The sequence below is a fragment of the Haladaptatus sp. SPP-AMP-3 genome (genome assembly GCF_049568665.1).
Classification (GTDB): domain Archaea; phylum Halobacteriota; class Halobacteria; order Halobacteriales; family Haladaptataceae; genus Haladaptatus; species Haladaptatus paucihalophilus.
On sequence record NZ_CP145897.1, the window covers coordinates 2,674,602 to 2,698,410 of the forward strand.

General features: G+C 63.9%; 26 protein-coding genes and 1 tRNA gene. 16 read left to right on the forward strand and 11 right to left on the reverse strand.

The window, feature by feature from the left end:
• The first annotated feature begins 141 nt into the window (after positions 1-141).
• Both V5735_RS14615 and V5735_RS14620 read left to right on the forward strand, forming a co-directional pair.
• Positions 142-714, forward strand: a complete 573-nt coding sequence (locus V5735_RS14615; protein WP_423744180.1) for a low molecular weight phosphotyrosine protein phosphatase — start codon at positions 142-144, stop codon at positions 712-714.
• Positions 711-1,904 (forward strand): ATP-grasp domain-containing protein, encoded by a 1,194-nt coding sequence (locus V5735_RS14620; RefSeq protein WP_423744181.1) that lies wholly within the window; start codon positions 711-713, stop codon positions 1,902-1,904. Before V5735_RS14615 ends, V5735_RS14620 begins: the two co-directional genes overlap by 4 nt.
• Position 1,905: 1 nt before the next feature.
• On the opposite strand, the gene rnhB is transcribed toward V5735_RS14620, so the two are convergent.
• From rnhB to V5735_RS14635, 3 genes are all read right to left on the reverse strand, one after another.
• On the reverse strand, positions 1,906-2,499 hold the full coding sequence (rnhB, locus tag V5735_RS14625) for a ribonuclease HII (RefSeq protein WP_423746035.1): 594 nt from the start codon (positions 2,497-2,499) through the stop codon (positions 1,906-1,908).
• 159 nt (positions 2,500-2,658) lie between these two features.
• Positions 2,659-2,868: a hypothetical protein gene (locus V5735_RS14630; protein WP_423744182.1), complete on the reverse strand. Its 210-nt coding sequence runs from the start codon at positions 2,866-2,868 to the stop codon at positions 2,659-2,661.
• Between the two features lie 163 nt (positions 2,869-3,031).
• Positions 3,032-4,327, reverse strand: coding sequence for a tRNA pseudouridine(54/55) synthase Pus10 (locus V5735_RS14635; protein ID WP_423744183.1), 1,296 nt, complete (start codon positions 4,325-4,327; stop codon positions 3,032-3,034).
• A gap of 305 nt (positions 4,328-4,632) precedes the next feature.
• On the opposite strand from V5735_RS14635, the gene V5735_RS14640 reads away from it, so the two are divergent.
• The gene (locus V5735_RS14640; RefSeq protein ID WP_423744184.1) at positions 4,633-5,475 is read left to right on the forward strand and encodes a glycosyltransferase; all 843 of its coding nucleotides are present in this window, start codon (positions 4,633-4,635) and stop codon (positions 5,473-5,475) included.
• 65 nt (positions 5,476-5,540) lie between these two features.
• Here the strand turns inward: V5735_RS14640 and V5735_RS14645 are convergent, their stop codons facing one another.
• The gene (locus V5735_RS14645; protein ID WP_423744185.1) at positions 5,541-6,095 is read right to left on the reverse strand and encodes a hypothetical protein; all 555 of its coding nucleotides are present in this window, start codon (positions 6,093-6,095) and stop codon (positions 5,541-5,543) included.
• Positions 6,096-6,253: 158 nt separating this feature from the next.
• Here V5735_RS14645 and trmY point away from each other — a divergent pair, with 158 nt between their 5' ends.
• On the forward strand, positions 6,254-6,850 hold the full coding sequence (gene trmY, locus V5735_RS14650; RefSeq protein ID WP_423744186.1) for a tRNA (pseudouridine(54)-N(1))-methyltransferase TrmY: 597 nt from the start codon (positions 6,254-6,256) through the stop codon (positions 6,848-6,850).
• Between the two features lie 50 nt (positions 6,851-6,900).
• A tRNA-Pro gene (locus tag V5735_RS14655) sits at positions 6,901-6,973 on the forward strand.
• A 367-nt stretch (positions 6,974-7,340) separates the two neighbouring features.
• On the opposite strand, the gene V5735_RS14660 is transcribed toward V5735_RS14655, so the two are convergent.
• The gene (locus tag V5735_RS14660; protein WP_423744187.1) at positions 7,341-8,054 is read right to left on the reverse strand and encodes a class I SAM-dependent methyltransferase; all 714 of its coding nucleotides are present in this window, start codon (positions 8,052-8,054) and stop codon (positions 7,341-7,343) included.
• 147 nt (positions 8,055-8,201) lie between these two features.
• On the opposite strand from V5735_RS14660, the gene V5735_RS14665 reads away from it, so the two are divergent.
• Both V5735_RS14665 and V5735_RS14670 read left to right on the forward strand, forming a co-directional pair.
• Positions 8,202-8,924, forward strand: coding sequence for a hypothetical protein (locus tag V5735_RS14665; protein WP_423744188.1), 723 nt, complete (start codon positions 8,202-8,204; stop codon positions 8,922-8,924).
• Between the two features lie 69 nt (positions 8,925-8,993).
• Positions 8,994-9,698, forward strand: coding sequence for an SDR family oxidoreductase (locus V5735_RS14670; RefSeq protein WP_423744189.1), 705 nt, complete (start codon positions 8,994-8,996; stop codon positions 9,696-9,698).
• 35 nt (positions 9,699-9,733) lie between these two features.
• On the opposite strand, the gene V5735_RS14675 is transcribed toward V5735_RS14670, so the two are convergent.
• Positions 9,734-11,452 (reverse strand): hypothetical protein, encoded by a 1,719-nt coding sequence (locus tag V5735_RS14675; RefSeq protein WP_423744190.1) that lies wholly within the window; start codon positions 11,450-11,452, stop codon positions 9,734-9,736.
• A 173-nt stretch (positions 11,453-11,625) separates the two neighbouring features.
• On the opposite strand from V5735_RS14675, the gene V5735_RS14680 reads away from it, so the two are divergent.
• Entirely contained in the window at positions 11,626-12,180 is a 555-nt protein-coding gene (locus V5735_RS14680) for an NUDIX hydrolase (RefSeq protein ID WP_423744191.1), read from the forward strand.
• Positions 12,181-12,232: 52 nt separating this feature from the next.
• On the forward strand, positions 12,233-12,754 hold the full coding sequence (locus V5735_RS14685) for a DUF5817 domain-containing protein (RefSeq protein ID WP_423744192.1): 522 nt from the start codon (positions 12,233-12,235) through the stop codon (positions 12,752-12,754).
• Between the two features lie 47 nt (positions 12,755-12,801).
• Here the strand turns inward: V5735_RS14685 and V5735_RS14690 are convergent, their stop codons facing one another.
• Together V5735_RS14690 and hmgA are read right to left on the reverse strand one after the other, a co-directional pair.
• A complete protein-coding gene (locus tag V5735_RS14690) occupies positions 12,802-12,942 on the reverse strand; it encodes a hypothetical protein (protein WP_423744193.1) in 141 nt (46 codons plus the stop codon).
• A gap of 144 nt (positions 12,943-13,086) precedes the next feature.
• The gene (hmgA, locus tag V5735_RS14695) at positions 13,087-14,298 is read right to left on the reverse strand and encodes a hydroxymethylglutaryl-CoA reductase (NADPH) (RefSeq protein ID WP_423744194.1); all 1,212 of its coding nucleotides are present in this window, start codon (positions 14,296-14,298) and stop codon (positions 13,087-13,089) included.
• Between the two features lie 133 nt (positions 14,299-14,431).
• Between hmgA and V5735_RS14700 the strand changes: the two genes are divergently transcribed.
• The 6 genes from V5735_RS14700 (at position 14,432) to V5735_RS14725 (ending at position 20,588) form a co-directional block, all read left to right on the forward strand.
• Positions 14,432-14,938, forward strand: coding sequence for an N-acetyltransferase family protein (locus V5735_RS14700; protein ID WP_423744195.1), 507 nt, complete (start codon positions 14,432-14,434; stop codon positions 14,936-14,938).
• A gap of 79 nt (positions 14,939-15,017) precedes the next feature.
• Complete coding sequence (locus tag V5735_RS14705) at positions 15,018-15,563, forward strand: DnaJ domain-containing protein (RefSeq protein ID WP_423744196.1); 546 nt, start codon at positions 15,018-15,020, stop codon at positions 15,561-15,563.
• Positions 15,564-15,727: 164 nt separating this feature from the next.
• Positions 15,728-17,128: a BGTF surface domain-containing protein gene (locus V5735_RS14710; RefSeq protein ID WP_423744197.1), complete on the forward strand. Its 1,401-nt coding sequence runs from the start codon at positions 15,728-15,730 to the stop codon at positions 17,126-17,128.
• Positions 17,129-17,195: 67 nt separating this feature from the next.
• Positions 17,196-18,194, forward strand: coding sequence for a restriction endonuclease (locus tag V5735_RS14715; protein ID WP_423744198.1), 999 nt, complete (start codon positions 17,196-17,198; stop codon positions 18,192-18,194).
• A gap of 90 nt (positions 18,195-18,284) precedes the next feature.
• Positions 18,285-19,928 carry a GTPBP1 family GTP-binding protein gene (locus V5735_RS14720; protein ID WP_423744199.1) on the forward strand — a complete coding sequence of 548 codons (1,644 nt, stop codon included), beginning with the start codon at positions 18,285-18,287 and terminating at the stop codon, positions 19,926-19,928.
• A 102-nt stretch (positions 19,929-20,030) separates the two neighbouring features.
• Positions 20,031-20,588, forward strand: coding sequence for a dihydrofolate reductase family protein (locus V5735_RS14725; protein ID WP_423744200.1), 558 nt, complete (start codon positions 20,031-20,033; stop codon positions 20,586-20,588).
• Positions 20,589-20,813: 225 nt separating this feature from the next.
• Here the strand turns inward: V5735_RS14725 and V5735_RS14730 are convergent, their stop codons facing one another.
• A complete protein-coding gene (locus tag V5735_RS14730) occupies positions 20,814-21,491 on the reverse strand; it encodes an HAD family hydrolase (RefSeq protein WP_423744201.1) in 678 nt (225 codons plus the stop codon).
• A gap of 279 nt (positions 21,492-21,770) precedes the next feature.
• Here V5735_RS14730 and V5735_RS14735 point away from each other — a divergent pair, with 279 nt between their 5' ends.
• On the forward strand, positions 21,771-22,202 hold the full coding sequence (locus tag V5735_RS14735) for a DUF4037 domain-containing protein (protein WP_423744202.1): 432 nt from the start codon (positions 21,771-21,773) through the stop codon (positions 22,200-22,202).
• A gap of 150 nt (positions 22,203-22,352) precedes the next feature.
• Here the strand turns inward: V5735_RS14735 and V5735_RS14740 are convergent, their stop codons facing one another.
• Complete coding sequence (locus tag V5735_RS14740; RefSeq protein ID WP_423744203.1) at positions 22,353-22,838, reverse strand: hypothetical protein; 486 nt, start codon at positions 22,836-22,838, stop codon at positions 22,353-22,355.
• A complete protein-coding gene (mch, locus tag V5735_RS14745; RefSeq protein WP_423744204.1) occupies positions 22,835-23,767 on the reverse strand; it encodes a methenyltetrahydromethanopterin cyclohydrolase in 933 nt (310 codons plus the stop codon). The genes V5735_RS14740 and mch overlap by 4 nt, the downstream gene beginning before the upstream one ends.
• Between the last annotated feature and the right edge of the window lie 42 nt (positions 23,768-23,809).

Genomic DNA, 23,809 nt, shown 5'->3' on the forward strand with positions numbered 1-23,809 from the left:
CGAACTCGGTCGTCAGCGGCGGTCTTTTTTGTCCGAGTTATCGTCGCGTCAGTCGTAATCACGTCCTGTTCCCGTTGTAGGCGCTGTCTACTCCCGAAACGATGGTTCAATTATAACAGCAGGTGCGTCGAACCGGGGACGATGTTAGAACACCTCCAGCACGGCAAACGACGGCTCGCCGTGGAGATGGAGCGGCTACGGTTACGGCCGGACGCACAACCCAGAGACACGGCCGACGCTGTGCGAACGCTTCCGCCCGAACCCGCGGTCCTCTTCCTCTGTCTCGGAAACATCTGTCGAAGCCCGATGGCCGAGCGCTATCTCCGGGACCGCCTCCGGGAAACGGAGTACGACTGTTCCGCGGTTCGCTCCGCCGGATTCATCGAGAAGGAAGGGCGGTCGAGCCCCGACGCGGCCGTCACCGTCGCGTCGGAGTTCGGCGTGGATTTGACCGACCATCGCTCGCAGTGCGTGGACGAGGGCCTCCTCCGGGAGAGCGACCTCGTGTTGCTGATGGACGCGTGGAACTACTGGTACCTGAAGCGAAACCACCCCGATTCGCTCGGGAAGGCGTGTTTCGTCAGGTCATTCGACGCGTCCCCGGAGTACGAAATCGAGGACCCGTACGACGCCGACGAGGACACCTTCCGTCGCGTGTACGGCGAAGTCACGGACGCGGTGGACGCGTTCCTGTCCGCGGTGGAGGACGAATGAGCGTCGTCGTCCCGGCCATCGCGGCGGGCAGCAGCCTCGCGTGCATCCGGTCGCTCGGCCGCGAGCGGATTCCGGTCATCGCGGCGGGCGAATCGCCCGACTCCCCCGCGTTCGCGTCGAAATACGTCACCGAACGCGCCTCCCTACCCGCGCCGAACGAAGACCTCGACGGCTACCGGGACGGCCTGCTCTCGCTCGCCGAGCGCCCGGACGTGGAGACCATCGTCCCGCTCCGGGAACCCGAGAGTTACGTCCTCTCCGAGAACCGGGCGGCGTTCGCCGAACACGTCGCAACGCCGTGGCCCGACGCCGAGACGATGGCGTCCGCCCGCGACCGGAGTCGGTTGTTCCGCCGGGCGGAGGAAGTCGGCGTTCCCACCCCGAAAACGGCCCTGCTCACGGAGTGGGACGACTGGGACGACGAAACGGTCGTCAAATCCCGCTACACGGTGTGCGTGGAGGACGGCAAAACCGCGTACCCCGGCGTGCGCTTCCTCTCCGAGGAACCCGACGCGGACCGCATCGCCGACGAGATGGGGCACGTCCCCATCGCACAGGAGTGCATCCCGGACGGGACCGAGTACGGCTTTTTCGCCCTGTTCGACCACGGCGAACCGGTCGTCACGTTCCAGCACCGGCGGATTCGAAGCTACACCTACTCCGGCGGGGCGAGCGTCTTCCGCGAATCCGTGTCGAAGCAGAAGCTCCGCGAGCACGGCGTCCGGCTCCTGTCGGCGCTCGACTGGCACGGCCCGGCCATGGTCGAGTTCCGGCGCGACCCGCGCGACCAGCGGTTCAAACTGCTCGAAGTGAATCCGCGCTTCTGGGGGTCGCTCCAACTCGCGGTGCACGCGGGCGTGAACTTTCCGTACCGCTACTACCAACTGGCGAACGGCGTTCGAAACCCCGACTACGGCTACACGGTCGGCACGGGCAGTCACATCCTCCGGGGGGAACTCGTCTACCTCGTCAGTCTCCTCCGCGACGACTACGAACACGTCGAGCGCCCGTCGGTCCCGCTGGAAGTCGCTCGCGTCCTCCGTTCGCTGCTCACCGACCCCAACTTCGACTACCTCTCGACGGACGACCCGGACCCGTTCCGGCGCGACGTCTCGAATCTCGTCTCGGAGTTCGCGCCATCGACGGTGAAGCCGGTTCGGCGGGCGGTGTCGGCGGCCCTCGGAAACTAGGTCAGAACTGGTCGAGTCCCGCCTGCTCGCGGGCGGCCAGCGCGTCCTTGCTGGTCTGCCACGACGCGCGGGCACACGCCGGGAGTTCGCCGTGCGTTTCGACGTACTCGCGGAGGAACTCGCGGGTGTTTGGGTCGCTCGGATAGCCGCTGCCGACCCCGCCGTGTCGTTCGGCGAGGCGGGCGACGTGGGCGTCCCGTTCGACCTTGGCGACGATGCTCGCCGCGCCGACGATGGCGTGGGTCTCGTCCGCCCCGTGCTCCGCCTCGACCGTAATCTCGGAACCGACTGCCGCCGCGACCCGCCGAGCGAACCGCGATTCGCTGGTGTCACAGGCGTCCACGATGCCCCGCTCGCCGCCGGAGACGATTCGGGAGATGGCCTCCCCGTGGGCCGCGACGGTCAGCGTGTTCATGTCCGTCTCCGGGTCGTCGATTCGCGTCGTCGTGATTTCCGCGACGCCGACCGCGACGGCCTCGTCCGCCCGGAGCGCCGCCGCCAGTTCCTCCCGGCGCTCCGGCGAGAGGTTCTTCGAGTCGTCGATGCCGTCCGGCAGGTCGTCGGGGTCGTCGATGGCCACCGCCGCGGCGAACATCGACCCCAACACCGGCCCGCGTCCCGCTTCGTCTACCCCGAACACGCTCGGATGCTCGTCGTCGGGTCACATGGTCGTTACTACTCGGGGACGGAACGACGTGGAGCGGCCGCGCCGACGGTGCGGAACGAGCGACAAAAAATGCGGTTCGGCTCCCGTTCAGGGCCGATGCGGTCCCGACTGCCGCGGAACGAACGGCTTTCGCGGTTCGACGGAGATGCTGCTGACGGGCAACCCCTGCTCGTCGAGGACGGCGTGAATCGAGCCGAGAAGCTCCTCGTCAACGTCGTCGGCGTCGATGCCGCGGAACCGGAGGCCGACCTGTTTGATGGCGATACGCTTTTCCGAAGAAGGTTCGTTGTCGGACATGCTTCGTAGCTGGCGAAGCAAACGGGGTCAGTGTTCCTGCACTGGCCTTTCGGCGGATACCCCGATTTGCTTCATGCGACATATCAAACGGCGGGGAGTTAATTCTATTGGTTTGGTGGGTCGAAGGGTGAAAAATTCGGTCGCCGGAACCGCGGACCCGCCGTTATTCGTGCAGGAAATCGTCGTGGTCGAAGGGTTCGTCCTCGCCTTCCACCGCAACGACGTCCAGCGCGGTCACGTTCGCGCCGACGCCGAGGAGACCGGCCAAACTCGGTTCGGTTCGTCCCTCGTCGCCGCTGACGAGTTCCTTGATGTACAGGCCGCCCTGTCCGTGAATCTCGACTTCGCCGTGGCGCTCGTCGTCGAGATGGCCGTCGATGTCGTACACCTCGCGGACGCGGGTGAGGCTGGCGCGGCGGTGGTCCACACGGTTCGGGGTGAACTGCTCGACGGTCGCGCCGTCGAGTTCCGCCATCGCCTCCGCGAGGGCCGACTCGGTGACTGGTTCGTCGAACTCGACCTGCGCGCGGTAGGTCTTGCTGGCGTCGAGTTCCTTCACGCGCTCCACCATGTCGTGCGTGGCGAGGCGAAGCCCCTCGACTTCCGCCTTTCCGTCCGCGAACTCGTTGATTTCGCGTTCGAGTTCGTCCGTGTCCGGGTTCCGTCGCCGCGGTCTTTTCACCTCGATGGCGAACGGGCGACCCGTCCCGAGCATCAGCGCGTCCACGTCCTCCCGGCCCGCGCCGTGGAAGATGGCTTCCGTCCCCTCCATCGCGTCGAGGACCGGCGGGGTGGTGAGCTGTTCGACACTCTCGTCGTAGAGGAAGCCGCTGCCGCCGCAGTAGTCACACGGCTCCTCGCCGCCGCCCTCGGCGAGTTGCTTGCCCGATCCGCCGCACTCCCGGCAGGGCCACTTCGTCTGGGGGATATCCCGCTCCAGTTTGCGGTAGCGCCCGAAGACGAACGCCGGGTTCACCTGCACGTCCACGTCGCCGCGTTCGAGGTTGAGCAGCGCGAGCACGTCCGGGCGTTCGAAATCGACTTCCGTGTCGGTGAGCCGTCCGACGCGTTTGCCGACCTCGCGGTTGAACTCTGACTTGAACAGTTCGCCCGTATCCTCGGGGAGTTCGGCCAACTCGCGGAGCAGGCGCTCGTTCTCCTCGACCAGCGGCGGTGCTCGCGTGCCGACTTGGTACGTCTCGAATCCGACGTCAGAAAGCGCCTCGGCGACCTGCTCGGCGTAGTCGTCGTAGTCGTCGGTGAGGCCCTCACAGACCCAACACTCCTCGTCGGGGTCCTCGAAATCCTCGTCGTCTTCCAAGGCGACCGCGACCCGGAGGGAGCGCCCCCGTTCGTCGTTCGTCAACCCGAAACTCCGGTCCGCGAACTGCCGACCCAGACAGGCGTCGCACACCGGGTCCTCCGCGATGACCCGCCGCGCCGCCGAAAGTACGTCCATGTCTCACCCGTGGGAGTCACGCGGTAAACCGGTTTCCGATTCGAGCGGGTGGATACCGGACGTCTCGAACCCGAACCCGTCGTCGTGTCAGGTCCGACAATACTCCTAGGCTGGTATATATCCATCACGATGAACGTTCTCTCAAGGGCAAGAGTGTTGCAAACACATTTGTCAAGGCGTGTACGTTCGGTGTACGAGGAATCGAAGGGGCTATATGCGTGGTGACGCAGTGTGACGATATGCCTTTCGAGCCGCCGTCTGTCTCCGTTATCATTCCTGTCTACAACGACCCACGGGGCATTCGGATGACTCTCGACTCCGTTCTCGACCAGACGTACCCGGAGACGGACTACGAAGTGTTGGCCGTGGACAACGGCTCGACCGACGAGACGCGGGACGTCATCGGGACCTACTGCGAGGAGTATCCCGACCGCGTGCGGCTGTTGGTCGAGGACGAGATACAGGGTCCCGCCGCGGCCCGGAACAAGGGGGTCGCCGAGGCGAACGGCACGATTCTGGGGTTCATCGACGCCGACATGACCGTCGAGGAGACGTGGCTCGAACACGCGGTTCAGTCGATGAAATCCAACGACTGGAACTATATGGGGTGTAACGTCGAGATATACGTTGAAGAGGACAAGGACACCCTCACCGCGACGTACAACCAGATATTCGGCTTTCCCATCCAGAAGTACATCGAGGAACAGCACTTCTCGGGAACCGGCTGTCTCTTCGTCCGTAGCGAGGTGTTCGACGAGGTGGGGAACTTCGACGACCGACTGTTCTCCGGCGAGGACCAGGAGTTCGGCAACCGGGTGTACGACGCCGGTTTCGACCAGCACTACCAGCCCGCCATCACGATGTATCACCCCGCCCGTTCGTCGCTCCCCGCGCTTCTGAAAAAGCACTTCCGTCACGGCCGCGGCCGAGCGCAGATGCAGCGCTATCACCCCAGTCGGGTACAGAAACCGAGCGTTCTCAATCCGCGAAACTACCTTCCCCCTCATCCGATTCGATTCTACAAGAACGTCACCGACGTCGCGTCGCTCTCGTGGAGCGACGTCATCCTCCTCTTTTTCATCGCGTACATGAAACGCCTCAGCGCCACGGGCGGCTGGGCCTACGAGCACTTCGGCGAAGGCGAATAGAGGGAAGCGGTATCTCTCACCGACCCCCGGCTTCCCGTCGCTGTCACTACGGATATCCGCGGTCCCTACGATTCGTCGGACCCGTTCGACCCGCCCGAGCCGTCGCTCTCGTCGTCAGACTCGGCGACCGTCGGTCCGACCGGCTGGCCGTTTGCGGCGTACGTCGGGACCGACTGCGCTTCGAGTCCGACGTATCCGTCCGGACAGAGGTCCATGTCGTTGATGATGAAGGGCTGTCCGATCTCTATCTCCCCCTTCGACCCGTCCATGTAGAGGTCCGTCCGAACCGACTGCTGTGACGTGCTCTCCTTACCGATGTTGTCGACGAAGACGCCGTTGTACACCCAGGTTTCGTTCGCGCTCCAGTTCGGGAACTCGCAGGTCGTGACCGCATTCGGACTCGCCCGCTTCGTTTTCACGTCCGCGACGATGACGAACTGTCCGACGTAGTTGTTCTCGAATAACTTCGATTCGCGCGCGACCATCTGTCGCGTCGTCCTGTTCTGTGCCGTGTCGCTGGTCGTTCGTGCCGATACCCCCGTCGATGCGAGGCCCGCACCGACGACCCCGCACGCGGCCGCGAGGTAGCCCCGTCGCGTGTATCGTGATTCCTCTGTCATGGTTTCCTCGAAAACGGCGGCGTAGATACCAAGGGAATCTAACAGGTAAACGCTGGGGCCGGCGTGGACCACCCCGACGGTGCGAGCGGGCTGGCATCGGTGCGATTTCCTCCGCCGACGTTCAGAAGCGACTTACGCACCCCGAAACGAGTGGGAGTATGCGACAGTTCATCGTTCTCGGTCACGATGCCCCGACGACACCCGACTTCTCGCTGGACGACTTGGCGGGCGCGGCGGGGCGACTCGACGCCCTCTGTCGGTGCGTCAACAGCGCCTTCTTCCTCTCGCACGATTTCCGAAGCGACGTGCGCCTCTTTCTGGTCATGCAGGACGAACTGACGATTCGGTTCGAGGGGAGCGAACTCCGCCGTCTCAACCCCGACGAGCGAAGCACCGCGGCGCTCGTCCGCACGGCGCTGGAGGCGAAGTCCGAAGCCATCGGGCACATGGAGGCCGAAAGCACGCCCGGCGTGTTCGTCTCGAAGCGCGACTTCGAGACCGTCCTCGACGAGGCGAGTCGGCGGGCGACCGTCGTCGAACTCCACGAGGACGGAACCCCCGTGGTGGACCTCGAACCACCGGAAGACCCGCTGTTCGTCCTCTCCGACCACGGCGACTTCACCGACGAGGAGGCCGATCTGCTGGCCGAGGCGTCCGACGAGCGGGTTCGACTCGGCCCGGCGCTCCTCCACGGCAACCACGCGATGACGGTTGCTCACAACTACCTCGATACGGACGGCTACACCGAGTATTGACGCCCCCGTTTCGCAACCGTTAAAGGGAGGTGTCTCCATCTTTCAATCGCGGGCCGGTGGGGTAGCCTGGTATCCTTCGGCCTTCGGGTGGCCGTAACCGCGATTCGAATTCGCGCCGGCCCACTACCTTTCCCGCATCTCTGTATTTTTCGAATGACTTCTTTCGGGTGGCCGTAACCGCGTTCCCGCGAGCGAAGCGAGCGGGTGCTCGCGGAGCTTGCTCCGCGGCGATTCGAATTCGCGCCGGTCCGCTACCTTTCCCGCATTCTCAAACCGTCGAGCGACAGCGAGACGTTTCGAATGCGGGAAAGACGGCCGCCGCAAGAATTCGAGCAAGCGAGACGCACGCCCGGGAAGCGAACGGAAGTGAGCGACCCGGAACGTCTTGCCCGGTTCGAATTCGCGCCGGCCCATTCTTATCCCCACACTCAACCCCGACGAGCGGAGCGTTTTGCATGCGCTTACACACGAATTCGCGCTAAACCGTGTTCTACCGTTTCGATGCTCGAATACACACGAATGTCGGTCGCTTCAGCCGCTTCTCGTACGATTCCGGCTTTTTCTCCTCGAACGTCGCCGTCGGTGTGGGTTCGACCAGTTCATCCAGTTGAAAACCGGTTTCGACGAGCGGGTTGATGATCTCCGAGAACGGTCGGTGGTAGAACGGGACGTCGATATCCGTACCGGAAGCCGTCCACGTCATTCGCTCTCGTTCGGTTTCAAAGTAGTTCACGTCGTACGCGAGGTAGTCGTCGAGCGGATGATGGGCCGAAAACGCGAGGAACCCTCCCGGTCGGAGGAGGCGGGAAAACTCCGTGAACGGTTGCCGCCAGTCCGCCACGTAATGGAGAGAAAGACCACTGACGATACCGTCGAACGCATTGTCGTCTGCGATGTCGAGCGACCGTTCCATGTCCGCTTGGACAACGGTCGCTCGGTCGCCGACTCGTTCTCTCGTTTGTTCGACCATGTTTTCGCTCGTATCGACGGCAACGACGTCCGCTCCGTTGTCGAGCAACCACTCGGTGTACCGACCGCAACCGCACCCCGCATCGAGGATTCGTTTTCCGTCCACGTCCGGAACGAGGTTCACCATCGCGGGGAATTCCAAATCCGTGCAGTATGGGTCGTCTTCGTGTTCCAGATACGCCTCCGCCAGTTCGTCGTACGCGTCCTCCGCGACGGGTTTCTCGTCGGATGGCATGGACACGACCGTTCGTCGTTTCTCACGGTAACTGTTCTGATTTATATTCGTTCGTACCCACAGGTCGTCGACCGATACCGACGAGCGGCGCGGTTCGAACCACCGAGTCACCACGGTTAACCCTCCCCCACCCCTACTCCCATCGACATGACCGAGGGAATCGACTTCGGGGTTGCCGAAACCGAGGACATCGCCGGACAGCGGGACGAAGTTGTCGCGGCGGTCACGGACCATGCGGGGACCATCGCGCGCGAACTCGCGCTGTTGCAGGGCGGTGATTACGGGCAGGAGACGTTCAACACGAACGCCGGGGAGTGGACGCTCAAGTACGAGGCCGGGAACATCCAGTACCTTCGCTTCGAAGGGAAGGCGGGCGGCGAGACGTACGTCGTCTCGGCCAAGCAACCGCCGGACCCGGACGACCTCGCGGCGGCGATGCGGGATTACGACGCGTTCGTCGCGGCGTACAACGCGCACGTCGAATCGAAGGAGGGCGTTCTGGACGACGTATCGACGGACTTCCCGGCGGTCGAATCGACCGATACCGTCGTCTCCGAGAGAAACCGCGTCGTCGGTCGGATTCGGGAGGTGTCGGACGTGATGGCGGGCGAACTGCACCGCTACGATGGCGTCGATTACGGCACGTTCACGGCCAGGGTCAACGGCAAGCGCTGGGAGTTGAAACGCGAGGAGAGCAGGGCGTCCTACCTCCGCGTCGGCGGACAGGGCGGCACGTACCTCGTCTCGCAGTACGAACCGCCGTCAGCGCCCGACGTGCGCGAACTCGCCGACGACTTCCGGGGGTTCGTCGAGGCGTTCAACGACCACGTGGACGAACTGGAAGCCGACCTCTCGAAAGTCACCCTCTAACGGTTCTCGCCACGCTTCTTTTTAAACCGCTTCCCCAACGCACAAATCCGTCGCCGGTGAGTATCGACTATGACCTCCGAAAAAGTGGCAATCGTGACCGCCGCCGGGCGCGGCATCGGCGAAGCGTGCGCACGACGACTCGCCGACGACGGCTACACGCCCGTCCTGCTCTCGAAATCCGGTGCCGCGGTCGATGTCGCCGAGGACCTCGGCGGAGTTGGGTTCGAAGGCTCCGTGACGAACACCGACGACCTCGCCGCGCTGGTCGAGGCGGCGACGGAGCGATACGGACGCATCGACGCGCTCGTGAACAACACCGGCCACCCCGCGACGGGCGACCTGCTCGACATCTCCGACGAGGAGTGGCACGCCGGACTCGACCTCGTGCTCCTGAACGCGGTTCGAACCGCGAGGCTCGTCACGCCGGTCATGCAGGAGCGAGGGCAGGGGTCCATCGTCAACATCTCCACCTTCTCGGCGTTCGAACCGAGCCACGAGTTCCCGGTCTCTTCCGTCCTTCGCGCCGGACTCGGCAGTTTCACGAAACTGTACGCCGACCGCTACGCCGCGGACGGTATCCGCATGAACGCGGTGCTTCCGGGCTTCGTGGACAGCTACGAAGTGGACGACGAGACGCGGGCGGCGATTCCGATGGACCGTCCCGCGGCCACGTCGGAAATCGCGGACACCGTCGCCTACCTCGTCTCGCCGTCGGCGAGCTACGTCACCGGGCAGAACATCCGCGTCGATGGCGGGGTGACGGATTCGGTCTGAGTTCGATTCGTTTCCCCTTCCGAGAACGACCCGTTTTACTCGCTTTCGTTGCCGCTCGCTCCGCTGCTCGTTCCGCTCGCTTCGCTCTCTCCTGTTCCTCCGCTACTGTCCGCCTCGCTCGTCCCTCCTCCGCTCTCGCTCGACGTTCCACCCCCGGTGTCAGTCGCTTCGGCTGGGGTGTCGTTCGCCGTGCTCTCCTCCGGTGTGCTCGGTTCTTGTGACGTACGGGATGCATCGTCAGTCGTCTCTTCCCGTTGCGCCGTCGTCGGTTCGGACGTCTTCCCGCTGGTCTCCGGTTCCCGCGTCGTTCTCCCCTGTGTTTCGGTCTCGGTCGTCTGACCCGTCGTTTCCGTCGTCGGACGAATTTTCCGATTGCACGCTTCCGTGTTCGGGTTGCGCTTCGATATCGTCGGCTCGGCGCTCCCCGACTCGTAGGCGGCGATGGTGACGATGACGAACCCGGATTCCCCGATGTCGCCGACGTTCGACCTGTCGATTTGCGTCCGGCCGCTCACCGGACCGATTTCGTTGTACGAGGTGGCGAACCCGCCCGGCCCGTACCACGACGTATCGATAGTCACCCGTTCGAAGTCGCCCGTCACCACCCCCCGTTCGCAACCGAGGAATTCGATGCGCTTCGACGATTTTCCGTTCTTGTCGTCCATTTCGTCACCCCCCGTCTCGTCGCCGCCGGTCCCGTCGTTCTCCCCGCTGAGTTCGTCCGGGTTCACTCGCCGCCCGTTGAGGTAGACGGTCGCGTCGCCGTCGATTTCGAACGCGGTGATGTCCCCGGAGAATCGGTAGGCGTCGCCGCCGCCCGCGACCGCTCCGCGGGCGCGTTTCCCTGACAGTTCGTCTTCCCGGTCGATGGTGACGTAGCGGTCGGCGATGGGCGCACCGTCGCTCCGCCCTCTCTTTTGTAGCCGACCGCTCACGGTGAACCGGTAGCGAACGACGTTGCCCGGAGCCCCGCCGAAGATGACGAGGTGGTTCGGTAGTTTCCCGTTCGGTGCTCCCGTCTCCCGACACCACGGTCCCGCGTACGGATTGTCCGCGGTGAACGTCGCCGGTTGCCCCGGCGTCTCCAGTTTTCGGGCGTCGAGGCTCACCGAGTCGATGGCGAACGGATAGGAGTCGTGTGCCGCCGCCGGATGCAGGACGGCGGTTCCGCTGATTGGACCCGGGAACAACCAGTTCGTGCCGAGTCCCGCCTCGTCCCAGAAGCTGGTGTGCATCCGAACCCCCCGGAACGTCCCGGTCACCCGCGCGGTGTTGCAGTCCAAAAACTCGACCGGCGTCTTGGCGGCGGGCGCATCGCCGAGTTCGTCCGGCCGAACTCGCCGACCGTCGAGATAAACCGAGACATCGTTCTGCCGGGCGGCCGAGAGGGAGACTCGAAATCGGGTGATGCGCCCGGTGAAGCGATACGCGTCGCCGCCGCCCGCGACGGCACCGTTGGCGTGCTGTCCCCGATTCGAGATGGCGTCCTCCCGGTCGACGGTGACGTAGCGGTCGGCGATGGGTGCACCGCCGCTCCGCCCGCTCTTTTGTAGCCGACCGCTCACCGTGAGTCCGTATTCGATGACGTCGTTCGGACTCCCCCCGAAAACGACGATGTGGCTGACAGTCCCGTTTTGGTTCCCGTCCATTCCCTCCGCTTCGGCCGAGGATGTCGTCCGAACCGTTCCCGCCGTCCCGACCACTCCGGCCGTCGCCGCGAGCACCCCACGTCTGCTGACCCGCTCGAAATTCATGAATCCCCGAAAGAATTCGACGCCGAATCGAATAAAACACGACAACCGTTCTCTGCGGGATACGATGGCAACGGCGGCTTAACGAGCGCGTACCATGACACCACAGGACACTTTGCAATACGTTGATGTTCGAAAACCGAAGTGCCTTTGCCGTCGCTCGAAACAACTCCGGTATGGCTCCCCAGAAGGACTCCCTCGCGTGGGAGACGCTCGAATCAGGCGTCGCTTACTCGTGTCCGGGATTCGACGTTCGTAACGAAGACGTTCGACTGCCGGACGGCACCGAAACCGACTTCGATTACATCACGGAACCGGAGAGCGTGGTCGTCCTCCCCTTCACCGAGGACGGCGATGTCGTCATCATCGAGGAGTGGCGACAGGCGGTGTCGCGGGTTTCGCGGGGACTGCCGGTCGGCGGCGTCGAACCGGTCGACGACGACCTCGCGGCCGCGGCCCGGCGCGAACTCGTCGAGGAGACTGGCTACGAGGCGGCGCGGGTCAGCCACCTCACGACGGTCGAACCGGCGAACGGGTTCGCGGACAGCGTGCATCACTACTTCGTCGCGTACGACTGCGTGCCGACGGGCGAGCAGGAGTTGGACCACAACGAGACCATCCGACCGACGACGACGACCTTCGACGGCCTCCGCGAGGAAATCGCCGACGACGGCGTGTACGACGGTCGGACTGTGCTCGGCGTGCTCTACTACGAACTGCTCGGCGAATAGGGGCGCTGACACGAGCGGAGGGTTGAACAGGGAGGGCGCGGAACGAAACGGTATGTACAGCGTCGTGGGGTGTAACGGCTGTAGCAACCTGTGGATCGTCGACGGACGGCCCGAAACGACGCGGTGTCCGCGCTGTGGGAAACACCGAACGTTCGAGAAGCTGAAGAAGTTCGTCGAGACGGACGACGAGGACCACGCCCGCGAGCTGCGCGCGTCCATGCTCGCCAACCGGCAGGGCCACGGCGAGGCGTTCGCCGAACTCGACTCGTTCGCGGAGATGGATTCGCAAGCCGATTCGGCCGGAATGGACGACGACGAGTTCCTCGATCGCTCCGGGGTCGATACCGAGGCGGTCAGCGCGGCCGCGAACCGAGATTCACACCAGAGCGCCAGCAAAAGCAAAAAACAGGTGGTTCTGGACGCGCTCGCGACCCTCGACAGGCCGACCGAAGAGGAAATGGTCGGATACGCGGACGAGCGCGGGGTTTCGAGCGACTACGTGGAGCGGGCACTCGACAAACTCGCTCGGCGCGGCGAGGTCAGCGAGAGTCAAGGACGCTACCGTCGCGTTTGAACCCACAGCCGGTTTCGGGTCCGAAAGTCGGGGGGGACGGTCCCGACTCAGGGGAGCGCACCGTTCAACGCCTTCCAGACGGCGACGAGCAACGTGACGACGGTGAGCAACAGCTTCAGAAACTGAAGGACGTAATACGCTCGGGATTCCGTTATCGGTGCGTCCCCGTCGGGGGTTGATGTTGCCATCGGGAGTCACCATTGGGTGGCACGCCGCGAGGACGTCCTCGCGAGTGCCAACAAATAGTCGTCGTCCAGGATAATAAATTTCTCGCAAAAACAGTTTGGTTTTACGACCCGAAAGCAGTTCGCCGGTATGCAGCCGAGGACGGTCTACCGACCCAGTTCCTCGTGCGCGCTGGAGAGGTGCCGGGACGCGAGGGCGGCGAGGAGGGAGAGTTCGCCCGCCAACGCGCCGACCGTGATTATCTCCGCGAGCGCGTCGGCGTTGTTCCCGGCGGGGTCGCCGCCGCCGCGGAGCCCCAACACGTCGAGCGCTTCCGCTTGCGTGGGCAGCTTCGTGCCGCCGCCGACGGTGCCGACTTCGAGGCTGGCGATGCTGACGCTCGCGTACAGTTCGTCTTCGCGCGCCTCGACGGTTGTGATGGCGTTGCTCCCCTCGACCACCTGTGCGGCGTCCTGTCCGGTCGCGAGGAAGGCGGCGGCGACGACGTTCGCCGCGTGGGCGTTGAACCCGAGGCTTCCGGCCTTCGCGCTCCCCACGAGGTTCTTCCGCGTGTTCGCCTCTTCGATGGCCTCCGGCGTCGTGTGAAGGCGCTCCTCGACGGTTTCGCGCGGGATGTGAACGTCCGCGGTCACACTCCGACCGCGTCCCTCGACGGCGTTGATGGCGGACGGTTTCTTGTCGGTACAGAGGTTGCCCGAGAGCGCGACGAGGCTCGCGGGCGTCTCTTCTTCCACAAGCGAGGCCGCTTCGCGGGTGGCGATGGTCGCCATGTTCATCCCCATCGCGTCCTTGGTGTCGTAGACGAACCGGAGGAACACGGAGTCGCCGACGACGTAGGTCGTCACGTCCAGCAGTTCCCCGTGGTTGGTCGTGGATTCGGCGGTCTCGGCGAGCGCGTCACGGTTGTCTCGAACCCAGTTCACGACCTCCTCGGCCTCCGTGATTCCCTGCACGCGGAAGACGGGTGCGCGGGTCATCCCGTTCTTCGTGACGCGAGCGTCCGCACCGTCCGCGGAGTCGATGACGGAACAGCCGCGATTGACGCTGGCGAGGAGCGCCCCCTCCGTCGTGGCGAGCGGCAGGTAGTACTCGCCGTCAGCCGACCCGCCGCTGACGGAAACCGGCCCCGCCACGCCCAGCGGTACCTGAATCGCGCCGACCATGTTCTCGATGTTGTTCTCGGCGTTCTCGGCGGGGAAGGCGTACTCCCCGGTCGTTTCGAGCGTCGCGTCGGTTTCCGATTCGAGGAGTTTCCGGCGCGCCGCCGCCGCCGTGTCGTGGTCCGCGTGGTCTTCGAGTTCGTGCAGGCGCAGGTCTCCCGCCAGTACCTGCTCCGCGAGGTCGTCTGCATCGGTCATGTTTCGGCGGTTGTCGTTCCATCCCCTAACAGTTGCCCATTCGGACGGACGACCGGCGCTACTCGACGGAATCCACGGGCGTCCCGTCGAACCGGCCAGCAACCATTTTATTCGTCGTGGGTGTTCAGTTCATATGGACATCAGACCGGCGACGGTGGACGACGTGGACGACATCCGTCGTATCGTTCGTTCGGCGTGGGACGACACCTACGGCTTCCTCTCCGAACGGGAACAGGAGGTCGCATTCGAGGAGTGGTACGGTTCCGACAGACTCGAAGCACAACTCAACGCCGACGATGCGATAGTCCTCGTTTCCGCCGCGGATAGTGAACTGGTCGGGTTCGCGTACGCCACCACCGACATCGACCCCGAACGCGTCGGGGAAAGCGAGATACGGAGCATCTACGTCGCCCCCGACGAGTGGCGAGCGGGCGTGGGAAGCGACCTCCTCACCGCGATAGAGGACCGCGTGAGCGACCGCGGGTTCACGCAGTTGTCGGCCCCCATCTTCGCCGAAAACGAACCCGGACGCGCGTTCTTCGAGGCCAACGGCTTCGAACGAATCGAGGAGCGCGTCGTCGACCTGTTCACCGGTGGGACGTGCGACGCCATCGTCTACTACCACCAGTTCTCGAAGTAGCGAAAACGAGTCGTTTCGGGTCCTCCCGGAAACCCCGCGGTGGCGAGAGGCTTAACACCCATCCACCCGTAGCGAAACCGTGCACAGGTCGCGTCTCTTGCTCGGCATCGCCGCCATCTTCGCCGGGATTACGGTTTCGATGGTTTCGTTGGGATTCGCGTACAATCTGGTTCTCGTCATCTTCGCCGTCCCGTTCGCCATCACGACCGGCATCCTCTGGTATCACGCTACGGGGCGACTCGCCAAGAAGGTCGAACGGGAGGCGTACCGAGAATCGGGGCGCGGCTTCGGACCGTCTCCTGGCGCGGCACGCGAGCAGGCGCGACAGTATGCGCGCGAGCAGGGTCGCTGGCAAGCCGCGGGACGACGGGGAACGACCGGACAGGGCCGCGGACGAACCGGCGGTCGAGCGGCGGGCGGGCGCACTACCGTCGACGGGTCGTCCGGTCCGAGTCCGACGGAAGCCTACCGAATCCTCGGCGTCGATGCGGACGCCGACGAGGATGCGGTCCGGCAGGCGTACCGCGAGAAGGTAAAGCGCGTCCATCCCGACCGGGCGGACGGGAACGAGGAGGCGTTCAAGCGTGTCAACCGGGCGTACGAACGGGTTCGGAACGACCGCTGATTATCAGCCGCGGTACTGACGGACGAATTTATTACGGATGGTTCATAACACATCTCGTACTAAACCATGCCGACACTAACGACACCGGCCATCAGGGCCCAGATGTGCCGGAAATTCGCTCCTCACACCGGGTCTTCCATATTTTGTCGTGAGGTTGTCAGCTGATGCGTGCCTCCAGAGTCGTTTCGCTGCTGGCCGTCACGGTCCTCCTCTGTTCGCTCGCCGTCGGTCCCATTCTGTCCGTCGGTGCGAGCAGCCAGAGCGCCACCTTCTCGTCGGATACGCCCTCGGACAATCGGGGAGATGTGATTCCGATAACCGTTCACACCTCAAAATCGGCGACCGTCAACATCTGGTCACCGGGACACGGATTTTGGGTTCGAGTCAACGTGACCGGGGGGACCACGGCGCTCGACCTCAACACCTATCGGGCCGACGACCCGAACGAGGTTATCTCGCTCGAAAAGGGTGGTATCAAGGGGTCACCGAAGGTCGCTCCGGCAGCGGGTCCGCTGCAACCCGGCGTCTACAACATGAACGTCACGGTAAACGGCGTCACGCAGGACATCAGTTCGTTCACGGTGGAAAAGCGTTCGACCGGCGACATGCGCACGTTCGTCCTCCCGGCGGCGACCGACGTTTCGACGTTCGAAACCCCGAAAGAGCTGTCCAAAGCGGCGTCACCGGCGGAAAACGGGACGATAGCGGAGGGTGACAAACTCGTGCTCGCGCTCAACGCGTCCGGCCTGTCCGGATTCCTGGAAAAGTCGATGCTCGACGGAAGCGGTGAGAACGTCAGCATCCATTTCCGTGAAATGAACGCCGAGCGGAACACCGTCCCGAACGAGTTCGACGGCGATACGGCGACGCGGCTGATGACGGACGATGAAAACGACGTGCTCTATCTGGTCGTCGACACCGACGACCAGGGAATCGAGGCGGGAGACAGGTACGAAGTGACGTTCGAAATCGGCGAGGAAAACGCGTTAGTTTCCAAACCGGAGCGAGCGACCACGAACGTCTCCGTCGAGAAACGCCGCGTCTCGCTCGATTACTCCGGTGACGTGCTTATCGTCGGGAGACACACCACGATCGGTGGAACGACCAATCTCGCGCCGGGAACGTCGGTCAACGTGACCGCGTACAAGGAGGGGTCCGGGTCGTTCTTCCGGCCGAAGACGCCGACGGTGACACAAGACCGGACGTTCGGTGCGGCGTTCGATTTCGGCGGCGTCGAACCGGGAACGTCGTTTCACGTCGAACTCCGCGACCAAGACATGACCGTCCCCGCCGTCGTCGCGTCGGCCAAGCCGACGACGACAACCACGACGACTACGACGACCACGACGACCACGACGGTAACGACCACCAACACGACTACAACGACGACGGCGACGAACGCGACGACGGCCACGACCACGACGATGTCGCTTCCCTCCGTCGTGACCGAACAGACCATCACCGCACAGTCGGTTTCCGAGGGTGGGCTGCCGGGATTCGGCGTTCCCGTCGCCCTCGTCGCGCTCGTGGCGACGGCCGTCCTCGTCCTCCGACGGGGCCGATAGACGTGTCCGATAATATTTATACGATGATTTATCATACCTGCATAAACCGGGAGTCCCGCTTCAGACCATGATACGACACATACCCGAGTCCGAATTTCCGGAATTCGTCGCCGCCCTCTGGGGGAAACAGGGTTGGCAAACGACGGTCACGGAGAAATCCGGAAAGTCGTTCGTCGCCCTCCAACGCGACGGCGCGGAAGGGCTCATCTGGACCAAGCCGGGAAAGGGGGACGCCGTTAGCAGAGAGGAACTCCAGCAGTTCGTGGGAATCTGCAAGAAGTTCGGCGTCAACGAAGGTGCGGTGGTGACGCCGGGAACGTTCAGCGAGGACGCCGAGAAACTCGGCTCACAGGCTGCCGTGCAGTTGGTCGACGGCGAGAAACTCCGGACCATCGTCGAGGCGCGTGAACTCCACAACCTCGTAGAACGGTTTGCCGACGGTGGGGACGACGAATCGGACTCCGACGAAGGCGGTTTTTCCCTCCCGATTTCGATTCCGGAATCCGTTCCGCTTCCCGACGAGGTTCCGCGGAAAGCGGTGGCCGTCGTCTTCGTCGCCATCCTCGCCATCGTGGCCGCGACGGTCGTCGCGCCGATGATCCTCGGCACCGGCGGTACGGTGCAGACGAACGGCGGATGGAACGTCACCGCGAACTCTACCGCCCCGAGCAACGCGACGGGAGCGCTCGACGTGCGATGGAACGCGAAACGCGTCTCGAAGCTGAACCCGGAAAGCGGCGACGACGGCGTGTATAAACCAGGTGACGGGAAGAAGTTCCTCCTCGTTTCGATGAACGTCACGAACACCGGGAGCGATTCGCTGGGTCTTCGACCACAGGCGTTCGCGCTCCGGTCGAACGGCACGCTTCACGGCCATCAGCCGCTCAAGAACACGACCGGCTTTCAGCCGAGCGTCCTCGACGGCGGCGAATCGACGTCCGTGTGGCTCGTCTTCTCCATCGACGCCGACGCGCCGAACGCGACCATCGTTACGACGGGGCGACTCCGACGTGGCCACGTTCGAACCGAGTTCACCCGCGACGAGACGCTGAGCGTCGAGGCATAAATATAACTCCCGAGTGCATCGTATCGATTCGGTGTAAATCGGCCTGTAACGCGGGTAACCCTTTTGACCTATCGTCCCTAATTCGCGTCCATGAGCGCCGACCGCGCCGCCTTACAGCGCGCTCTCGACCGGGGAGAGCAGGAGGGCGGCAGCGTGGAGTTCAAGGAACGACTCACGAGGGAAATCCACCTCGCCCACGGGCGGATGGAAAGTCTGGCCGCGCAACTACGACACCGCGTCCTTTCGGGCGACGGCGTGGCGACGTACGTCGTCGGAGTGACCGACGACGGCGGCTTGGCGGGTATCGACCCGGACGCCTTTTCCGAATCGATGGACGTGCTGTCGCTGCTCGCCGAGGAAGCGGGTGCGCACATCGAGGACGTACAGACGTGGGGTATCGACGCAAGCGAGACCAGCATTCGCGCCTCGACGCGGAACGGGAGCGGCGGGCTGGTCGGCGTCGCGACCATTCGGGAAGGGGCGGTCCTCGACATCGACAGCGAGCACATCGTCGTCGGGACGGCGGGTCACGTGGACCACGGTAAGAGCACGCTGGTGGGTAGCCTCGTCACCGGGCAAGCGGACGACGGCGAAGGCGGAACGCGAGGGTATCTCGACGTCCAACCGCACGAAGTCCAGCGCGGTCTCAGTGCCGACCTCTCGTACGCGGTGTACGGCTTCGACGACGACGGACCGGTCCGCATGGACAATCCGCATCGAAAGTCCGACCGTGCGCGGGTGGTCGAGGAGAGCGACCGCCTCGTCTCCTTCGTGGACACCGTGGGACACGAACCGTGGCTCCGAACCACGATTCGCGGCCTCGTCGGGCAGAAACTCGACTACGGCCTGTTGACCGTCGCGGCCGACGACGGTCCGACGAAGACGACGCGCGAACATCTGGGTATCCTGCTGGCGACCGAACTCCCGACCATCGTCGCCATCACGAAGACCGACGCGGTGAGCGAGGAGCGGGCCACGGAGGTCGAACGCGAAGTCGAACAGCTCCTCCGTGAGGTCGGCAAGGTACCGCTTCGCGTCGAACGCCACGGCGTCGACGTGGCAATCGAGGAAGTGGACGAGAACGTCGTCCCGATTCTGCTGACCAGCGCGGTCACGATGGACGGCCTCGACACGCTCGATACGATGTTCGAGCGGTTGCCGAAGACGACGGCCGACAGCGGCGAGTTCACGATGTACATCGACCGGAGCTACAGCGTGACCGGCGTCGGCGCGGTCGCCAGCGGCACCATCAACTCCGGGTCGGTCGAGACGGGCGACGAACTGCTCCTCGGCCCCATGTCGGACGGGCAGTTCAGGACCGTCGAAGTCCGCTCCATCGAGATGCACTACCACCGCGTGGACGAGGCCAAGGCGGGCCGAATCGTCGGTATCGCGCTGAAGGGCGTCCGGGAACCGGAAATCGAACGCGGGATGGTCCTGCTCCCGGCGGATTCCGACCCGGAACCCGTCCGCGAGTTCGAAGCCGAGGTGATGGTGCTCAACCATCCGACCCGAATCGGAACGGGCTACGAACCAGTCGTCCACCTCGAAACCATCAGCGAAACCGCCGTCTTCGAACCCGAGGGCGGCCACCTCCTCCCCGGCGACAAGGGAACGACGACGGTTCGGTTCAAGTTCCGCCCCTATCTCCTCGAGGAAGGCCAGCGGTTCGTCTTCCGCGAAGGACAGAGCAAGGGCGTCGGTACCGTGACCGACGTGAATCCGGACGAGTAACCGAACCCATCGCTTATCTTCTGGAGTTTTTAAGATAGCGCGTGGTGCACTGGTAGCGCAGCCTTCATACGCCGGAACGGTCTTTAAACCGAGGGTGAAAGGATGAAGACTCAGTACTACACGTCGACGAGTATCGACGGGTATCTCGCCGACGAGAACAGTTCGCTCGACTGGCTCTTCCAGTTCGGAGAGATCGATGAGATCGAGGGTGCGAAGGACGACTACCCGCGGTTCATAGAACAGGTTGGGTCCTTGGCCATGGGCTCGACGACTTACGAGTGGATCATCGAACACGAAAACCTACTGGAGGACCCGGAACTGTGGCCGTACGAGGTTCCGACTTGGGTGTTTAGTAGCCGAGAATTGCCGGAGATTGATGGGGCGAATATTCACTTCGTGCAAGGGGATGTCGCGCCCGTCCATGCGGATATGGTAACGGAAGCAGCCGGAAAGAACGTCTGGCTCGTCGGTGGCGGTGACCTCGTAGGACAGTTCCACGAGAACGGTCTTCTCGATGAAATCATTCTCACCGTTGCCCCCGTCACGCTCGGTTCGGGTGCACCACTACTGCCGCGCAGGATTACCGACCCGCCCTTGAAGCTGACGAACGTAGAAAAATACGGTGATATTTTTGCGGTTTTGACCTATGAAGTGCAGTAAATCGATGAGGGCTCCCCGGTAAGACATCTCGTCTTCTCTCGGAATACGATAACTGGGGGGAGGATGACGCTCGGTCCGCGGAGTCGGACTCCGTGAAAACGGCTCGGTCACGGAACGGTCGATAGATGGCGAAGAAACCACTCGATACCACGTTACGAGCCGAACCGAGAAACCGTCTATAATTCCGGCGGAGACTCCCGAATCGGGTCGTGTTGCCGTCCGTATCTACGGCGTCCGCCACGGCCGTTCCGCGAGTGGACACAGTGACTCGAACGCGAAATCAGGGACCGGTTCGGGCGTCACGTTCGGGTCGGCCGGAGCCCACACCGCGCCGAGTCCCGCGGCTTTCGCGCCGGGGACGTCGGTATCGAGCGAGTTTCCGACGTGCAAGGCTCGTTCGGGAGCGGTATCGAGTTCGGAAAGCGCGTGTTCGAACGGTTCCGGGTTCGGTTTCGCGGGCGTGTCGTGACCCGCAAACACGACCGTCTCTACGTACCGTTCGATACCGAGTGCGGCCATTTTCGCCCGTTGCATTTCGGGTGCCCCGTTCGTCACGATTCCCAGTGTGTACTCCCCAGTGAACGCTTCGAGCGTCTCCGAAGCCCCCGGTAGGTACCGTACCCGAGAGTGGTCCCGAACGTCGGCGAACGCGGTTGCGACCGCCCGTCCCGTTTCCTCGTCGTATCCCTCGTCTCGCGCAATCGCCGCGAAACAGTCGGCCCGCTGTTCGTCGACGCCCAGTCCCGCTTGGAGAAACTCGTCGTAACGGTCGTGATACTCGGGAATATCGAAAAACGGATCGATACCGACACTATCGAACGACGCCGCGAGTACGTCCTCCGAGCGCTGTTCGTACTCCAACAGCGTGTCGTCCAAATCGAAGAGCAACGTATCGATTGCCATACTCGAAAGGTACACACGAGGTCGATAAAAACGGACGCACCATCCCGTGACTATATATACTAAACCGGAACCAATCCACTCCATGACAGATCTTCGTGACGCGGCGACCACGCTCGCGGACGAAATCGTCGCGGGGACGACGTTCTCGGCGTCCTGCTCCACGGTTCGGTCGCGCTCGGGTACGCGGACGATCATTCGGACGTCGAACTCCGCGTCGTCGCCACGCCAGACGCGGTTGCGGCCCGCGAGAGTACCGGGGAAACGCGCGAGCGGGACGGCGTGTTCGTCGAACTCGACTGGACGAGCCTCGACCGTATCGGTTCCGACCTCGCCGGTTGGGACGACGACACCGCGCTGTACGTTCACGCGAACGCGGACGTGCTCGCCGACCCGACCGGTGTCGTGACCGACCTGCTCGGCCGATACGACGACTATCCGGCGACGGTGCGCGAGGAGAAGTGTTTCAGCTATTGGTATCACGCGACCGGAAACGCACCGTTGGATTCCGGGCTGGCGTTCCGGCGTGACGACCTCCTGACGGCGGAACTATCCCTCCGCCGGGCGGTCGAGGGATACATGGCGCTCCCGTTTCTGCTCGACGGGCGATTCGTGCCCTATCGGAAGTGGCGACGCGCGGAACTTTCGACCCTCTCGTGGACGCCGACGGCGTTCGAATCTAGGCTCGAAACAGTCGTTCTGGGGGACGACTAGGAGGAAAAACAGGCGGTGGTCTCGAAACTCATGACCGACTTCGAACGTCGGTTACTCGATTTCGACCTGTCGGAACGCCGCGTGCTGAAACCGTATCTGTTCGAACCGGAGTACGACCCCGTATGAGGACGACATCTGCCTCGCTCTCCGTCACGTCCGTCGATAGCCGTCCTCCGACCGCTCCGCGAGGCCCAACAGCACCGCCCACTCCAGCATGTTTCCGACGCGTTCGCGCCACACGTCCTCCACCCGCGTCGGGTCCTTGTACCGCTCCCACGTGGGAATCTCGTCGCTGAACCGCTCGAAGACGGCTTCGGATTCGAGCCACTCGTCCTCGGGAAGGACGTCGAGAACGGTCGAGACGCCGTACACGCGGGTTTGGAGTGTTTCGGCGAGCGCTTCCTCGTCCGGGTCGCGTCGAATACGGACGAATCCGCTGTCGGTCTCCTTTGCCAGTTCGAGCGCGCGCAAGAACGTGAGCCACGTTCGCGCGACGTCTCGGCTCTGGAACCCGATACGTCGCATCAACCGGGCACAGCAGTCGTCTTCCGTGCCGGGAATCAGCGGAACCGCACGCTGGACGTCGCTCACGAAGTCGAGGCCGTCGGGCGCTTCGGGGATGGGTTTGAACTTCACAGGTCGAAACTGGTCTTCAAGAGGTCGTCGTTCGTCTCCCCGAGGACGTGCGTCGGCCCGTTCACCACGTCCACCGTCACCTGTGCCGGGGCGAAGACGCTCTCCGGGATTTCCTCGAAGTTCCAGTCGGCGTCGTCGAAGAACGCCTCGAACGTCGTGCCGTACTCCTCGCTCGCGCTGGACGGCAGTTCGTCGAAGCGGTCGAACTCCTCGTCCACGGTGAGGTGGACTTTGCCGCCGTAGGCCAGCGCGTCGTTCGTCCGGCCGATGGCCGTCGCCTCGTCGTAGCTGACGGGTGCGACCGGAGCGGACCCCATCGCGGAGCGGATGTCGAGCGGGTCGTATCCGAGTTCCGTCAGGCGGAAGACGGCGAGTTCGGCGGCCCGCGACGCGACGGTGACGCTTCCCGCCACGCTCCCGGTTGCGAACGTCGGCAGGTAGACCGAGTTCGGTTTCACCTCCGCGAGGTCGGCGACGTGCTCCGCGACGTCCTCCGTCGGGAGCGTGTCGGATTCGACGGCGAGAACGGCGAAGTCGAACGCGTCCGTGTAGCCGACGCGGCGGTATTCGTCCTCTTCGGCGACCAGCGCGCGTGCGGGGCCGCTTCCGAGCCCCTCGAATCCCTCGACGCCGAGTTCCCAGCCCGCCTTCTGCGAACAGAGCAGGGCGACCGCTGGGTGGTCGGTCGAGAGTTCGACGTGCGGAATCGGTGCACCCGCTACGTCGCCCATTCGGGTCTGTATCGTCGCCAGTCCGGCCGTCTGGAGTTCGGCGAGAAGGAGTCCCGCCTCCGTTCCGCCGTTCGCTTCGACACCGAAGTCGAGGACGGTTGCCTCGTTGTCCAGTTCGTACGCGGCGACGTTCAGTTCGTCCGCGAAGTCGATGGCCTCGTCAACGAGTTCGAGCGCCATCCGGTTGAGACTCTCCATATCACGGGATTGGTGGTCGCCCGGTAAACCGTTCCGGGTTCG